This window comes from Arthrobacter sp. Z4-13 (assembly GCF_054792705.1).
The window spans coordinates 1408129-1424147 of the sequence record NZ_CP096459.1 but is presented as its reverse complement, the minus strand read 5'-3'; the positions used below and the strand labels follow the sequence as shown (position 1 = coordinate 1424147).

9 protein-coding genes and 3 rRNA genes are annotated in these 16019 nt (G+C 61.9%); 1 reads left to right on the top strand and 11 read right to left on the bottom strand.

What is annotated here, in order from left to right; all coding sequences use genetic code 11:
• Window positions 1–2: 2 nt before the first annotated feature.
• Genes M1E07_RS08335 through M1E07_RS08315 form a run of 5 tightly spaced genes read right to left on the bottom strand, consistent with a single transcriptional unit; the run spans window position 3 to window position 3991 of the window.
• Window positions 3–1028, bottom strand: coding sequence for an NAD kinase (locus M1E07_RS08335; RefSeq protein WP_461189772.1), 1026 nt, complete (start codon window positions 1026–1028; stop codon window positions 3–5).
• Window positions 1029–1041: 13 nt separating this feature from the next.
• A complete protein-coding gene (locus M1E07_RS08330) occupies window positions 1042–1857 on the bottom strand; it encodes a TlyA family RNA methyltransferase (protein WP_461189771.1) in 816 nt (271 codons plus the stop codon).
• Entirely contained in the window at window positions 1857–2111 is a 255-nt protein-coding gene (locus tag M1E07_RS08325) for a hypothetical protein (RefSeq protein WP_461189770.1), read from the bottom strand. The genes M1E07_RS08330 and M1E07_RS08325 overlap by 1 nt, the downstream gene beginning before the upstream one ends.
• Window positions 2112–2120: 9 nt before the next feature.
• Window positions 2121–3110, bottom strand: coding sequence for an HAD-IIA family hydrolase (locus M1E07_RS08320; RefSeq protein ID WP_461189769.1), 990 nt, complete (start codon window positions 3108–3110; stop codon window positions 2121–2123).
• Between the two features lie 5 nt (window positions 3111–3115).
• Complete coding sequence (locus M1E07_RS08315) at window positions 3116–3991, bottom strand: hypothetical protein (RefSeq protein ID WP_461189768.1); 876 nt, start codon at window positions 3989–3991, stop codon at window positions 3116–3118.
• A gap of 18 nt (window positions 3992–4009) precedes the next feature.
• On the opposite strand from M1E07_RS08315, the gene M1E07_RS08310 reads away from it, so the two are divergent.
• On the top strand, window positions 4010–4882 hold the full coding sequence (locus tag M1E07_RS08310) for a hypothetical protein (protein ID WP_461189767.1): 873 nt from the start codon (window positions 4010–4012) through the stop codon (window positions 4880–4882).
• Between the two features lie 709 nt (window positions 4883–5591).
• On the opposite strand, the gene rrf is transcribed toward M1E07_RS08310, so the two are convergent.
• The 6 genes from rrf to M1E07_RS08280 form a co-directional block, all read right to left on the bottom strand.
• Window positions 5592–5708, bottom strand: a 5S ribosomal RNA gene (rrf, locus tag M1E07_RS08305).
• A gap of 233 nt (window positions 5709–5941) precedes the next feature.
• Window positions 5942–9067 (bottom strand): 23S ribosomal RNA (locus tag M1E07_RS08300).
• Window positions 9068–9548: 481 nt separating this feature from the next.
• Window positions 9549–11071: ribosomal RNA gene (locus M1E07_RS08295) — 16S ribosomal RNA — on the bottom strand.
• The 16S, 23S and 5S rRNA genes sit together here, the layout of an rRNA operon.
• Window positions 11072–11591: 520 nt before the next feature.
• Window positions 11592–12905 (bottom strand): tyrosine--tRNA ligase, encoded by a 1314-nt coding sequence (gene tyrS / locus M1E07_RS08290; RefSeq protein ID WP_461189766.1) that lies wholly within the window; start codon window positions 12903–12905, stop codon window positions 11592–11594.
• 88 nt (window positions 12906–12993) lie between these two features.
• Window positions 12994–15222: a HelD family protein gene (locus M1E07_RS08285; RefSeq protein ID WP_461189765.1), complete on the bottom strand. Its 2229-nt coding sequence runs from the start codon at window positions 15220–15222 to the stop codon at window positions 12994–12996.
• Between the two features lie 52 nt (window positions 15223–15274).
• Window positions 15275–15937, bottom strand: coding sequence for a DNA-3-methyladenine glycosylase (locus tag M1E07_RS08280; protein ID WP_461189764.1), 663 nt, complete (start codon window positions 15935–15937; stop codon window positions 15275–15277).
• Window positions 15938–16019 lie beyond the last annotated feature (82 nt).

Sequence of the window (16019 nt, the reverse complement as noted above, 5' to 3'; positions counted from 1 at the left end):
GTTCACTTTGCGGTTGAGGGATCAGGATCGATGTCCGGCTGCCCGCCGTGCGGCAGCTGAAGCGGCGGCATGGGCCGCGGCGTCCGGACGATGGGAAGGGGCCCGGTGTGGATGGCTTCGGCCTTGGGGACAGGTCCACGCCAGCCGTGGATGGGCAGTTCGAACTTCCGTACCAGCCGGGCCGAGAACGGGGTCTGATGGGTCCGCGCCAGCCGGACAGGAGTGGCTGACTTCGTGACCTCCACCCTGGCACCCGGCGGCAGGTCCACGGAGCGCCGGCCATCACACCAGAGGACGCCCTGGGCATCCGTGCGGCCCAGGACTTCGACGGCGAGCCGTGAGCGGGGCGACACCACCAGCGGCTTGGCGAAGAGTGCGTGGGCACTGATAGGAACAATGACGAGTGCCTCCACCTCCGGCCAGACCACGGGACCGCCTGCGGAAAACGCGTAGGCCGTGGACCCCGTAGGGGTGGCCACCACAATGCCGTCACAGCCGAAGGACGTCAGCGGACGTTCGTCCACCTCGGTGACCACCTCGAGCATGCGTTCCCGGTTGGCCTTCTCGATCGCAGCCTCGTTAAGCGCCCAGGTGTGCCAGATCTTCTGGCCGCGGACCCACACCTGCACGTCGATGGTCATGCGCTCTTCCACCGTGTATTCGCGGCTGGCTATCCATTCAACGGTCTGGGTCAGGTCCGCCCGCTCGCTCTCGGCGAGGAAGCCCACATGGCCCAGGTTCACACCCAGCAGCGGCACATCCACTTCCCGCACCAGCTCGGCCGCGCGCAGGATGGTCCCGTCGCCGCCGAGGACCATCACCAGTTCAACGTCCGGGAGCTGGACGTGGTCGTGGAGCACTTCCACCGGCTGGGCAAGGTGGCCAAAAAACCGTTCCATGTCATCCAGCTCGGACTCCTGCATCACCGGGACGATGCCGGAGGCGTGCAATTGGGCGCAGGCCTCCCAGGCGGCCTTCAAGGATTCCTCGCGGCCGGTGTGGGCGAGGACCAGTACGCGCCTGCTCATCAGGTTCCGCTCTCTAGTGGTTGTGCCAGATACGTCCGAGCAAGGCAGCGGTGGCTGCGTCTCGCTCTTCGATCTTAGGCAACTCTTGGCTGATCCTGCGCTTTATCCACAGGAAGTATTCGACGTTTCCGTCCTGGCCCGGCAGCGGGCTCTGTGCCAGGCCGCGGAGCTCCAGCCCCGCGTCCTGCGCTGCCCGGGCCACTTTTTCCACCGCCATTCTCCGCTCCCGCTCGGACGTGACCACACCGGTGCGCCCCAGCCGGTCCTTGCCGATCTCGAATTGCGGCTTCACCATTAGCACCAGGTCGCCGCCCGGCTCGGTGCACTCCGCCAGCGGCTGGACCACCAGGGTCAGGGAAATGAAGGAAAGGTCAGCCACGGTGAGCGCTGCCGGACCGCCCAGGTCGTCGGGCTTCATGTACCGTACGTTCAGTCCTTCGTGGACTTCCACGCGCGGATCCTCCCGCAACTGGGGCACCAGCTGGCCGTGGCCGACGTCGACCGCCACCACATGCGCGGCGCCGCGCCGGAGCAGCACATCAGTAAAGCCGCCGGTGGAGGCCCCGGCGTCAAGGCACCTTTGCCCGGCCGGCGAAACGTCTGGAAAGGCATCCAGGGCGCCGGCCAGTTTGTGCCCGGCGCGGCTCACATAGGCGTCCTGAGCGTCATGCTCGACCACGAGGTCCCTGTCCTCGGAAACCTGGATTGATGCCTTACCGAGCACGTGGCCACCCGAACTTACTTTTCCTTCAGCTATCAGCGTGGCGGCGTGGGTGCGGGACCGGGCAAGGCCGCGCGCCACCAATGCCTGATCAAGGCGCACCGGCATCAGGCGCCACCGTCCGAATTTTGTATCCGGGCGCGGTGATGCTGCGCCGGATCGGTGTCCAGGGCGGCGCGCAGCTCATCGTGGAGTTGACTGTAGGCCGCTTCGTGCTCTGCCACCGGTAGCCGGCGCAGGGCGTCCAGTCGTCCCAATGACTGTTGCACCAGGTGATCCGTCACCTCGGCATGGCTTGTCCGCGGCCAGTCCGGGGAGGGCTGGGCTGCTGCGGATTCGTCAGGGTGGCTCAGCTCAGTCATCCAACCAGTCTAGTGATCCATCCATACGAGCTGCGGCGCCAGGGGCGAGGACGCGTCCGGGGTGGCCGCCCACCACGCGGCGCACGCCGCCCGCCAGGAATCGAGGTTGTCCTGGCTGCCAATGATGCCCACAGCTCCGTTGGCCACGCGGGCTGTTGCCTCGCCACATGTGTAGGTACCGTCGCTTTCTGTGACGGCCGGGTACGGGCGGTGCAAATCAGCCAGGGAACTGATGATGTAGTCAGGCCGTTCGTCGGCGCGGGCAGCGAGGATGGTCTGCCGCGTGTCGACGCCGGTCAGTACCGCAACCGTGGCAAAGCCTGCGTTGTTGCCGCCCAGGATGTCTGTGTCCAGCCGGTCCCCCACTACCAGGGGACGCTCAGCGGCGAGCCGCTTGGCGGCGGAATGGAAGAGCGGCGCTTCCGGCTTGCCGGCGACACGCGGTGTTTGGCCGGTGGCAGCATTGACCGCAGCGACAAGGGTTCCGTTGCCCGGTGCGATGCCGCGCGCCTGCGGGATGGACATGTCCGTGTTGGTGGCCACCCACACGGCTCCGGCTGACACCACGTAGGCTGCCTCGGCGAGTTCCTTCCAGCCGATGGCCGGGTTGAAGCCCTGGACCACCGCCACGGGGTCCTCGTCCTGGCCGTACACGGGTACCAGGCCCACCAGTTCGATTTCCTGGGCCAGCGCCGGACTTCCGGTGATGAGCACTTTAGAACCTGGGGGGAGTTCAGCGGCGAGCAACTCCGCTGCGGCCTGCGAGGAGCTGACCACCTGGTTGTCATCGGCGGGTGCGCCGAGCTCCCGGAGGTGGGCTGCGACGTCGGCAGGGCTGCGTGATGCATTGTTCGTCACGTAGCCGAGGCCCACGCCCAGGCCTGCCAACTGCTGGAGTGATTCCACCGCAGCCGGGATGGCGTGCGCGCCTGCGTAGACCACGCCATCCAGATCGGCGAGCAAAGCATCGAACCGGGATATCAGGGTTGCTTCAGTCATCCGCTTTAGTCTTCCCGGCGATCCTGGTTATCCTCCGGAGCGTTGCCATCGGGCAAGCCCGCTCCGTCGTGGTCCAGTTCGTCGGTTTCAACCGAGTCCTCGTCAGACTCAGCGTCGTCGGAAACGAAGTAGTCCGCTTCCTGGTCATCGATGCTGGCATCAACAGCGTGGCGCGCTTCGCCTGCTCCGGCGTCGGGTGTCTCTTCGACGGCAGCGGGAGAAGTGGCAGGTGCACCGGTTGTTCCGTGCGTTTCGCCGGCAGCAGCCGAACCCGACGCGGTGGAGGCGCGGTCCAGCAGGCGGCGGCGTTCTGCTTCCTCGCGGGCTTCCTCCTGTTCATCCCAGCCCAGGTCAATGATGTCGGGTTCTTCGTCAACGCCGAGGCCAAGAGCCTTTTCCGCCACCACTGCCTGCTTTTGCCATTTTTCAGCCTCCGCGGTACGCCCCACGCCGGCGAGGGCATCCGCGTAGGCGCGGAAGAGCCGGGGGCTGTAGGAGAATGCACGGTTGATGTCCAGCTGCGGGATCTCCAGTTCGGCGACGGCGGCGTCGAGCTGGCCGAGGTCCGCGCGGGCGCCGGCAGCCACGATGGCAAGCTCAGCTTTGCCCGGAGCGTCCAGGTCCTGGGCTTCCTCGGACCGGACCACGTCGAGGGCACGGTCGGGACGGCCGAGTCCTCGTTCGCAGTCAGCCATTACGGGCAGGTGCACGTTGGAGCCGCTGATCCGGCGGTACGTCCGGAATTCCCTCAGGGCTTCGCCGTAGTGGCCGGCAGCATAGGCCGTGAGCCCGACAGCTTCGCGGACAGCGGCTAGCCTGCCCCCGCGCCGGCTGGCAGCCAGGGCGTGCTGGAAGGCCAGCTCAGGTTCATCGTCAATCAAGCGTCCGGCCATCACCAGGTGGCGGGCCACCCACTCGGCGCTGTTATCCTCGAGCGTCTTGATCTGGTGCTGTGTGGCCCGGTCCAGCTCTTTGCCGGTGACATCCTCATCGATCTGGGGGGACCGTTCGCGGTCCGGGCGGTTGGCGCTGCGGAGGTCGCGCATGTTGGGAACGCGGGCAGGACGCTCTTCCTGGCGGTCGCGTCCAAAGGTGCGGGGACCGGCGTCGCGGTTAGAGTCGCGGTCAAAGCTGCGGGGAGCACGGTCCTGGCGGTCAACGCGGTTGGGGCGGTCGCTTCGCTCGCCGAAGGGCTTGCGGTTCTCTCCCCCTCCGAAACTCCGGCGGTCGCCCTCGCCGTCACGGCGCGGACGGTCACCGAAGGACCTGTCCCTGTCGCCATAAGGCTTGCGGTCACGGTCCCCGAACGGCTTCCGCTCCCCGCCACCAAAACTACGGCGGTCCCCCTCGCCATCCCGGCGCGGACGATCACCGTCACCATCGCGGCGCGGACGGTCCCCAAAGGACCTGTCCCTGTCGCCGTAAGGCTTGCGGTCACGGTCCGCAAATGGCTTCCGCTCCCCGCCACCAAAACTACGGCGCTCGCCCTCGCCATCCCGGCGCGGACGATCACCAAACGGCTTGCGCTCCCCGCCACCAAAACTACGGCGCTCTCCCTCGCCATCCCGGCGCGGACGATCACCGAACGGCTTCTTGTCACGGTCACCGAAAGGCTTGCGCTCTCCACCACCGAAACCGCGGCGGTCGCCCTCACCGTCACGGCGCGGACGATCACCGTCACGGCGCGGACGATCACCGTCACGGCGCGGACGATCACCGAACGGCTTCTTGTCACGGTCACCGAAGGGCTTGCGCTCTCCACCCCCGGCTGACCGGCCCGAAGAATCGCTGTTGTCCCGGTTGGTTCGCGAACGGAATCCGCGGGGGTCGCCGCCGGAATTGTTATTACCGCGGAACCCGCCACGGTCATTTCCGCCGCGGTTGCCGCCGTTGTGCTCAGCCATGTGGATTCCTCCTGTTGTGAGCCGACCACTGGCGCAACTGCAGCCGCTCGTATCCGTGTTTCGTTTTCCTACGCAACCCGAAATCCAGCGCTTCGAAGTCCGTACATCTGCATCAATTCTAGTGGAGTCGCCCCACCGGGCGGGACAGAGCCAACGCGGCCAACCCCATCGTGGCAATATTCACACCGACGCCCCATCACCTCCCGCAGCTTTCGGGCCCAACGCCCCATCATGTCCTGCGGGTTTCCAGGGATCCCTCCATCATGTCCTGGAGTACGACGGCGGTGCTGCCGCGGAAGCTGATGCCGCGTCGCCCAACCTGGGGCGGGAGCTGATGGGGCGTTCCCCGGCCTGGGGCGGGAGCTGATGGGGCGTTCCCTGAATCTGGGGCGGGAGCTGATGGGGCGTCGCCCAGCCTGGTGCGGGAGCTGATGGGGCGTCGCCCAACCTGGGGCGGGAAGTGATGGGGCGTCGCCCAGCCTGGTGCGGGAGCTGTTGGGGCGTTGCCCGGCCCGTGCGGGGTGTGTTAAATGTGGGAGGCCCCAACCGTTGTGGTTGGGGCCTCGACCTAATGGTTGTCCGGCGGTGACCTACTCTCCCACACCCTCCCGGGTGCAGTACCATCGGCGCTGTGGGTCTTAGCTTCCGGGTTCGGAATGGGACCGGGCGTTTCCCCCACGCTATGACCGCCGTAACCCTTGTACCCGGCACCAACCCCTTTCGGGGTGGTGTGGGAAAACTTTTGTGGTTACAACAGGTGCTGCAGTGATGCAGCTGTGGTGTTGTTATTCAGTTGTGGTTTTGTTCCCTGGACAACAGTTTGGTTTGTTGTTCGGGAACCACATAGTGGACGCAAGCAGTCTTGTTTATCTTTTTACCAACCCGTGGTTGCAAACGCTTTTGAAGGAACGTTTGCCGGGGTGGTGTGTGGTGTAAGTTATCGGCCTATTAGTACCGGTCAGCTTCACGAGTCGTTAGTCCTCGCTTCCACATCCGGCCTATCAACCCAGTGGTCTGGCTGGGGGCCTCTCACACACAAGGTGTATGGAAATCTCATCTCGAAGCGAGCTTCCCGCTTAGATGCTTTCAGCGGTTATCCCATCCGAACGTAGCTAATCAGCGGTGCACTTGGCAGTACAACTGACACACCAGAGGTTCGTCCGTCCCGGTCCTCTCGTACTAAGGACAGCCCTTCTCAAATTTCCTGCGCGCGCAGCGGATAGGGACCGAACTGTCTCACGACGTTCTAAACCCAGCTCGCGTACCGCTTTAATGGGCGAACAGCCCAACCCTTGGGACCTACTCCAGCCCCAGGATGCGACGAGCCGACATCGAGGTGCCAAACCATGCCGTCGATATGGACTCTTGGGCAAGATCAGCCTGTTATCCCCGAGGTACCTTTTATCCGTTGAGCGACGGCCATTCCACAATGTACCGCCGGATCACTAGTCCCGACTTTCGTCCCTGCTCGAGATGTCTCTCTCACAGTCAAGCTCCCTTGTGCACTTACACTCGACACCTGATTGCCAACCAGGCTGAGGGAACCTTTGGGCGCCTCCGTTACTTTTTAGGAGGCAACCGCCCCAGTTAAACTACCCATCAGGCACTGTCCCTGACCCGGATTACGGGCCGAAGTTAGATGTCCAAAGTGACCAGAGTGGTATTTCAACGATGACTCCACCCGAACTGGCGTCCGGGCTTCAACGTCTCCCACCTATCCTACACAAGCCACTCCGAACACCAATACCAAACTATAGTAAAGGTCTCGGGGTCTTTCCGTCCTGCTGCGCGTAACGAGCATCTTTACTCGTACTGCAATTTCGCCGAGTTTATGGTTGAGACAGCGGGGAAGTCGTTACTCCATTCGTGCAGGTCGGAACTTACCCGACAAGGAATTTCGCTACCTTAGGATGGTTATAGTTACCACCGCCGTTTACTGGGGCTTAAATTCTCAGCTTCGCCTTGCGGCTAACCGGTCCTCTTAACCTTCCAGCACCGGGCAGGAGTCAGTCCGTATACATCGTCTTGCGACTTCGCACGGACCTGTGTTTTTAGTAAACAGTCGCTTCCCCCTGGTCTCTGCGGCCCCGATCCCCTCCGGACAGCAAGTGTCCATCAAGGTTGGGGCCCCCCTTCTCCCGAAGTTACGGGGGCATTTTGCCGAGTTCCTTAACCATAATTCTCTCGATCGCCTTAGTATTCTCTACCTGATCACCTGTGTCGGTTTGGGGTACGGGCGGCTAAAACCTCGCGTCGATGCTTTTCTCGGCAGCATAGGATCACCAAATCCCCCCAAACGGGGGTCCCATCAGATCTCAGGCATCATGAACAGCGGATTTGCCTACCGTTCGCCCTACATCCTTAGACCGGGACAACCATCGCCCGGCTTGGCTACCTTCCTGCGTCACACCTGTTAATACGCTTGCCTCCCAGGATCAGGTCCTGCGCTCCACCAAAACCCTTCACCCACAAGGGGTGTCAGGCAGGTCTCGGGCAGTTAGTATCCCCTGTTCAGCATGGGCGGTTTTTCGCCGGTACGGGAATATCAACCCGTTGTCCATCGACTACGCCTGTCGGCCTCGCCTTAGGTCCCGACTTACCCAGGGCAGATTAGCTTGACCCTGGAACCCTTGATCATTCGGCGGACGGGTTTCTCACCCGTCTTTCGCTACTCATGCCTGCATTCTCACTCGTGTAGGCTCCACCGCTGGTTTACACCGCGACTTCACTGCCCACACGACGCTCCCCTACCCATCCAGACGCCTGAACCACAAGGGCTTAGCTAATATCTGAATGCCACAACTTCGGCGGTGTACTTGAGCCCCGCTACATTGTCGGCGCGGAATCACTTGACCAGTGAGCTATTACGCACTCTTTTAAGGATGGCTGCTTCTAAGCCAACCTCCTGGTTGTCTTCGCAACTCCACATCCTTTCCCACTTAGCACACGCTTAGGGGCCTTAGTTGGTGGTCTGGGCTGTTTCCCTCTCGACTATGAAGCTTATCCCCCACAGTCTCACTGCTGCGCTCTCACTTACCGGCATTCGGAGTTTGGCTGACGTCAGTAACCTTGTAGGGCCCATTAGCCATCCAGTAGCTCTACCTCCGGTAAGAAACACGCAACGCTGCACCTAAATGCATTTCGGGGAGAACCAGCTATCACGAAGTTTGATTGGCCTTTCACCCCTACCCACAGCTCATCCCCTCCATTTTCAACTGAAGTGGGTTCGGTCCTCCACGACGTCTTACCGTCGCTTCAACCTGGCCATGGGTAGATCACTTCGCTTCGGGTCTAGATCACGCCACTGCAACGCCCTATTCAGACTCGCTTTCGCTACGGCTTCCCCACACGGGTTAACCTCGCGACGTAACACTAACTCGCAGGCTCATTCTTCAAAAGGCACGCCGTCACAACTACAAGGCTGCTCCGACGGATTGTAAGCACACGGTTTCAGGTACTGTTTCACTCCCCTCCCGGGGTACTTTTCACCTTTCCCTCACGGTACTGGTCCGCTATCGGTCATTAGGGAGTATTTAGGCTTATCAGGTGGTCCTGACAGATTCACACGGGATTTCTCGGGCCCCGTGCTACTTGGGATACTCATCCAGGCGGTACACAACATTTCGGTTACGGGGCTCACACCCTCTCTGGCCGGCCTTTCAAGACCGCTCACCTATGCCTGCACATCACACCCCACTGCCCCGGCAGAGACAGTACGGAAAGTCCCACAACCCCGACCATGCAACGCCCGCCGGCTATCACACATGGAACGGTTTAGCCTGATCCGCGTTCGCTCGCCACTACTAACGGAATCACTATTGTTTTCTCTTCCTGCGGGTACTGAGATGTTTCACTTCCCCGCGTTCCCTCCACGCACCCTATGTGTTCAGATGCGGGTCACCAGGCGACTCGCGCCCCTGGCGGGGTTTCCCCATTCGGACACCCTGGGATCACAGTCCGGTTATCGACTCCCCCAGGCTTATCGCAGATTCCTACGTCCTTCTTCGGCTCCTAATGCCAAGGCATCCACCGTGTGCTCTTAAAAACTTGACCACAAAAGATCAATCAGTAATTTTCGAGAGAACCATGAAAACCAGCCACAACCACAAAAGGGCTGCAACCAGATCCAGGTTCATATTCTTGGAAATTGCTTCTTATAAAAGATGCTCGCGTCCACTATGTAGTTCTCAAACAACAACCCCAAACCACACACCCCACACATCTACATGCATGATCGGTGCAGCCAGGAAAACCAGAAACAAACAAACCCGGGAACAAAACCCCCGGCCCTGTTGCCTCAGGACCCAACAGTGTGCCAAACACTACCCAACACCACAAACCACCAGCGTTCCCGAACCAACCCCACAAGGAGATCAGCCCGTACTAACAAACGGTCCGTGCCACCAGGCACCTATTCATTGATATTCCACCCATGAGCACCCGCCGCAGAACAAACGTCTGCGCAACGGGCATATACTCCTGACAAACCCCCACCAACGCATACACGCAGCAGAAGCCTGTAGGTGCTCCTTAGAAAGGAGGTGATCCAGCCGCACCTTCCGGTACGGCTACCTTGTTACGACTTAGTCCCAATCGCCAGTCCCACCTTCGACAGCTCCCTCCCACAAGGGGTTAGGCCACCGGCTTCGGGTGTTACCAACTTTCGTGACTTGACGGGCGGTGTGTACAAGGCCCGGGAACGTATTCACCGCAGCGTTGCTGATCTGCGATTACTAGCGACTCCGACTTCATGGGGTCGAGTTGCAGACCCCAATCCGAACTGAGACCGGCTTTTTGGGATTAGCTCCACCTCACAGTATCGCAACCCTTTGTACCGGCCATTGTAGCATGCGTGAAGCCCAAGACATAAGGGGCATGATGATTTGACGTCGTCCCCACCTTCCTCCGAGTTGACCCCGGCAGTCTCCTATGAGTCCCCACCATCACGTGCTGGCAACATAGAACGAGGGTTGCGCTCGTTGCGGGACTTAACCCAACATCTCACGACACGAGCTGACGACAACCATGCACCACCTGTAAACCGACCGCAAGCGGGGCACCTGTTTCCAGGTCTTTCCGGTTCATGTCAAGCCTTGGTAAGGTTCTTCGCGTTGCATCGAATTAATCCGCATGCTCCGCCGCTTGTGCGGGCCCCCGTCAATTCCTTTGAGTTTTAGCCTTGCGGCCGTACTCCCCAGGCGGGGCACTTAATGCGTTAGCTACGGCGCGGAAAACGTGGAATGTCCCCCACACCTAGTGCCCAACGTTTACGGCATGGACTACCAGGGTATCTAATCCTGTTCGCTCCCCATGCTTTCGCTCCTCAGCGTCAGTTAATGCCCAGAGACCTGCCTTCGCCATCGGTGTTCCTCCTGATATCTGCGCATTTCACCGCTACACCAGGAATTCCAGTCTCCCCTACATCACTCTAGTCTGCCCGTACCCACCGCAGATCCGGAGTTGAGCCCCGGACTTTCACGGCAGACGCGACAAACCGCCTACGAGCTCTTTACGCCCAATAATTCCGGATAACGCTTGCGCCCTACGTATTACCGCGGCTGCTGGCACGTAGTTAGCCGGCGCTTCTTCTGCAGGTACCGTCACTTTCGCTTCTTCCCTACTGAAAGAGGTTTACAACCCGAAGGCCGTCATCCCTCACGCGGCGTCGCTGCATCAGGCTTGCGCCCATTGTGCAATATTCCCCACTGCTGCCTCCCGTAGGAGTCTGGGCCGTGTCTCAGTCCCAGTGTGGCCGGTCACCCTCTCAGGCCGGCTACCCGTCGTCGCCTTGGTGAGCCATTACCTCACCAACAAGCTGATAGGCCGCGAGTCCATCCAAAACCACAAAAAGCTTTCCACCCCCCACCATGCGATGAGGAGTCATATCCGGTATTAGACCCAGTTTCCCAGGCTTATCCCAGAGTTAAGGGCAGGTTACTCACGTGTTACTCACCCGTTCGCCACTAATCCACCAGCAAGCTGGCTTCATCGTTCGACTTGCATGTGTTAAGCACGCCGCCAGCGTTCATCCTGAGCCAGGATCAAACTCTCCGTTGAAGTAAAACAAAAACAGACACAACCCCCAGCCCCGGGAAAACGGGACCAAAAAGCTGCACAAAATTTGAAACCAGCTGTAAAAACCAGACCACCCACAGGGGCGGGCAGCCCGGCAAATCCAACCAATTCATAAAACAAATCGGTATCAACAAACTTGGCACACTATTGAGTTCTCAAACAACAGACACATTCGAATATTCCCGAAACAATTCATTTAGTGAATTGCTATTTCGTATTTCTTCGCTGCGATGTTTCAATCTTATTTCATTCATTTTCACTTTGCAAATCCGGTTGTTTTCCCGGAATTCACTCGGTGAATGAATCCGCCCAGCATTAATTGCAGCATTTCTTCGACCGGTGCTCTCGCACATGGTGAAGTTGCTTCAGTTTTTGTTGGGGGGTCGGTCGCTATTTTTCCGCTTCAGCGGCGGCGACTCAGAAAACAATACACGCCCCCCTGCGGCCGTGCAAATCGGCTGCGGAGGAGCGTGTAAGGGGTCTGGAGCAGGACCGGAAGAGGCTAGGGAACCAGTACTTCCACCGTGGCCAGGTTCTTCTTGCCGCGGCGCAGGAGCAGGTACTGCCCGTGCAGCAGTTCGGACTCCGAAATCACCGCTTCCGGATCGGATACCTTCTCGTTGTTGACGTAAGCGCCGCCTTCGCCAACAGTGCGGCGGGCAGCCGATTTGCTTTCCGATAGCCCCGAGGCAACCAGCAGGTCCACAATTCCCAGTGCGTCCACCTGCACCGTGGCTGAAGGAAGCTCGGACGTGGCTGCCTGAAGCGTGGGCTTGTCCAACGCGGACAAGTCGCCGTTCCCAAAGAGCGCCGCCGAAGCAGCGATCACTTTTTCGGTGGCCTCCACCCCGTGGACAAGGGACGTCACTTCGAAAGCAAGCTTCCGCTGGCCCTCACGGGCAAACGGACGCTCGGCCACTGCCTTGGCAATCTCTTCGATCTCGGCGCGGGTCAGGAAGGTGAACACCTTCAACCGGTCCACAACGTCAGCATCTGCAGTGTTGAGCCAGAACTGGTAAAAGGCGTACGGGCTGCACATGCCGGCGTCCAGCCAAATGGCGTTGCCCTCGCTCTTACCGAACTTGGTGCCGTCCGAATTGGTAATCAGCGGTGTACCCAGGGCATGGACACTCTTGCCTTCCACCTTACGGATCAGCTCGGTTCCGCTGGTGAGGTTTCCCCACTGGTCCGAGCCGCCCGTCTGGAGCATGCAGCCGTAGTCTCGGAACAGCTGGAGGTAGTCCATACCCTGCAGGATCTGGTAGCTGAACTCGGTGTAGCTGATGCCTTCGTCGGAGTTCAGCCGCGACGCGACAGCGTCCTTGCGCAGCATGGTCCCCACGCGGAAGTGCTTGCCCACCTCCCGCAGGAAGTCAATCGCGCTCAGCGGCGCCGTCCAGTCCAGGTTGTTGACCATCTGAGCTGCGTTGCCGCCCTCGAAGCTAAGGAACCTGCGGACCTGCGCCTGGAGGTATCCCACCCATTCGGCAACCGTGTCCTTGGTGTTCAGGGTACGTTCGGCCGTGGGGCGGGGATCACCGATCATGCCGGTGGAACCGCCCACGAGCCCGAGGGGCTTGTGACCGGCCAGCTGCAGCCGCCGCATGACGAGCAACTGGACCAGGTTGCCCAGGTGGAGGCTCGGCGCAGTGGGATCGAAGCCGCAATAGTACGTGACCGGTCCGCCGGCGAGGAGCTTTTCCAGCTCTGCTTCGTCGGTGGAGACGTGGACCAGGCCACGCCACTTCAGTTCCTGCCAGACGTTGGCAAAAGAGGGGTCGTTCTGCTGCGATTCGAGGCTGTTGAGTTCTGACACGCCTTCTAAGTTAGCAGTATTACCCCGCTCAGGCGCCGGATAACGCCACCGGCGCCTGACCGGAACGGACGGCCTGAACCGAAGAAGCTCAGCGCTTGATGCCCGCAGGCACAGCCTCGGCGGCAATCAGCCGCAGCCGCTGCGTTGCGCGCGTCATGGCTACGTAGAGGTCCCCCACTTTGCCGTGCTCATGGTTGAGCATCATGCCGGGCTCCAGCACCACCACGCCGTCGAACTCCAGGCCCTTGGCCTCGCGGGGGCTGATCACCACGATGTCCTGTTCATAACCGCCGGCGCCGGTGCCGATGCGGCGGCCGTACGCCGCGCGCAGGGCGGCCATGGCCTCCGGCAAAAGGTGACCGTCCGCGATGACAGCCAGCAGGCCGCCGTCGAGCGCTTCCAGTTCCTCCGGCAGGACCTCCACCAGACGGCTGACCACCTGGCCCTGGTCCACTTCGTCAATGACGGGCGACCAGCGTCCCTCCCGGACGGCCTTGGGGGCGGAGACGACGAGTCCTGCGGCATTGGCCATCCGGACCGCCGCCTCGGCGATCTGGGACGGTGTGCGGTAGTTGACCGTCAGCTCCTCCAGCTGCCAGCGGTCACCGAACATCGGGGCCAGCGCGCCCTGCCATGAATTGGCGCCGGCCACTGAGCTCGTCTGCGCGATGTCTCCAACAATTGTGAAGGACTTCAGCGGGCAACGGCGGACCAGCAGGCGCCACTGCATGGGCGACAGCTCCTGCGCCTCGTCCACCACGATGTGGCCAAAGGCCCACGTGCGGTCGCTCGTGGCGCGCTCGGCAGCGGTCAGCCGCGCTTCCTGTTCCTGGTTCTGCTCGGCCAACTCCTCGGCGGACATCAACGGATCCACCCCTGCGGCCTCCATGTTGACCAGGGTCTGCTTGGCGTTGGCAAGGTCACGGGCGCGGTCGTGCTCCTGCTGCGCCAGTCCACGCCCTGCGGCCGGGTCCAGTTCGCCCAGCAGCTCAGCGGCCTCATCCAACAGCGGTACATCGGATTCGGTCCAGGGGGCATCGGCCGGGCGCTGCAACAGGGCGCGCTCAGCCGGAGACAGGTGGGGGGTGCAGAATTCCAGCACAGCCGGCTTGCTGAAGAGCTCCGAGATCAGCTTTTCGGGTGTCATGGGCATCCAGCACAAGTTGAGGGCAATCCGCACGTCACGCGCAGTGCGGACATCCTCCGCCAAGTAGGAGCGGTCCGCGTTGTTGCCGATATTGCCGGCTTCCACGAGCTCGGTCATCTGTTCGGTCAGTTCGCGCAGCAGGATCTTGACGAACGTTACCCTCGCCTCATTGTGCGGCTTGCCGGTGGAACGGGCGCGTTCACGGGCGCGGCGCACCTGGCGGGGCGTCAGCACTAGCTTGCGGCCGTCCACTTCCAGGATCCGGTCTTCGGCAGGAATCCGCTGGCGGTTGGAGACGGCGTTGGCCACCACGGTGGCCATGTCGAGGCGGCCCTTGATGGCCGCTACATCGGCGTGCGGTTCCGGCACGGCATTGATGCCGGGCATCAGGCGGCCCACGCTGGCCATAACGACGCCGGTCTCGCCCAAGGAGGGCAACACCCTTTCGATGTATTTCATAAACGACGACGACGGGCCTACCAGCAGCACGCCGGCGGACTTGAGGCGGTCGCGGTGGGTGTACAGCAGGTAGGCGGCGCGGTGCAGTGCCACGGCGGTCTTGCCGGTACCCGGCCCGCCCTGGACCACCACGGCGCCGGAGATGGAGGACCGGATGATGCGGTCCTGTTCGGACTGGATGGTGCTGACGATGTCCGACATCCGGCCGGTGCGCTTGGAGTTGAGGGCGGCGAGCAGGGCGCCCTCACCCTGCAGGGATTCGTCGTCTGCCAGCATGTCCGCGTCCAGCACATCGTCCTCGATGGCCTTGACCTCGCGGCCCTGCAGGATCAGGTGGCGGCGGCGCCGTACGCCCTGCCGGTCAAAGGCGGTGGCCTGGTAAAAGTGCCCGGCTTCGGGCGCGCGCCAGTCAACCATGAGCCGTTGCAGGTCCTCGGTGGTGAGGCCGATACGGCCGATGTACTGCGCTTCCCCGGAGTCCAGGTCCAGGCGGCCGAAGACCAGCCGGTCGTCAACGGCATCCAGCTGCGCCAGGCGGTCCTCGTACAGAGCGGCGAAAGCGTCACGCTCGGAAACGTTCTGCATGGTGCCCACGCCCCCTGCCCGGCGGACCTGCGCGAGCTGCTTGCGCTTTTCCTCGCGCAACTCCTCCAGCCGGGCATACAGGCCGGCAACATAGTCCCGTTCGTGGGCCAAATCGGCGTCGAGCATCTAACGTTCCCCTATCGCAAAAGACAGACCTACCATTCTACAACCATTTCCGTTAACGCTTGCGAAACTGGGACGTTCTTGGTTTAGCCGCCTTGTACGTCGAGACCGTGGGATCCCCCGTGGCCCAGAACCGCCAGGCGTACTGCCCGGATCCGCCCACGCCGGAAACCCCCACTCTTGGACCTGAGCTGACCTCCGCAACCGGCCGGTCCGGGAGTACCAGCCCAAAGGGAGGCACCAAGGCGTCACGGCCGCTGTAGGCGGTTGTCAGGCCCAGGGCTTTGGCGAGCCGGGCGGGGCCGCTTGCGAGGTCAGCCGGATTTTTTGAGGTAGGCCGGCGGTGCTGTGCAAGCTCGAGGCCCTCCACGATCTCCCCCGCGCGCAGCAGCAGGGCGGAGGCGACGCCGGCCGGACCGCACACGATGTTCGTGCAGTGGTGCATCCCATAGGTGAAGTAGACGTACAGGTGCCCGGCGGGGCCGAACATGGGTGCATTCCGGGGAGTGGGGCCGCGATACGTGTGCGATCCCGGATCGGGATGCAGGGAATCCTCAGGCCCAAGGTAGGCCTCAACTTCGGTAAGCCGGACGGACACCCGGCCCTCCCGCGAATCATGCGTGAGGACAGCTCCCAACAGCATCGGTGCGAGTTCGCGGGCATCGCCGGACAGGAATTCACGCAGCGGTTCCCGGGCCGGAAAGGGACTTCTGCTCATGGCCAGACTCTATCCAACTACTGCGAAGGAGCCGGGCCGCAACGCCTCGAAGGGCGGACGGCCATGTCCGATTTCCGCTAGC

Bases quoted from the DNA above. Each gene is read 5' to 3' on its own strand.
- M1E07_RS08335 (WP_461189772.1), bottom strand. From the start codon at position 1,028: ATGAGCAGGCGCGTACTGGTCCTCGCCCACACCGGCCGCGAGGAATCC.
- M1E07_RS08330 (WP_461189771.1), bottom strand. From the start codon at position 1,857: ATGCCGGTGCGCCTTGATCAGGCATTGGTGGCGCGCGGCCTTGCCCGG.
- M1E07_RS08325 (WP_461189770.1), bottom strand. From the start codon at position 2,111: ATGACTGAGCTGAGCCACCCTGACGAATCCGCAGCAGCCCAGCCCTCC.
- M1E07_RS08320 (WP_461189769.1), bottom strand. From the start codon at position 3,110: ATGACTGAAGCAACCCTGATATCCCGGTTCGATGCTTTGCTCGCCGAT.
- M1E07_RS08285 (WP_461189765.1), bottom strand. From the start codon at position 15,222: ATGCTCGACGCCGATTTGGCCCACGAACGGGACTATGTTGCCGGCCTG.
- M1E07_RS08280 (WP_461189764.1), bottom strand. From the start codon at position 15,937: ATGAGCAGAAGTCCCTTTCCGGCCCGGGAACCGCTGCGTGAATTCCTG.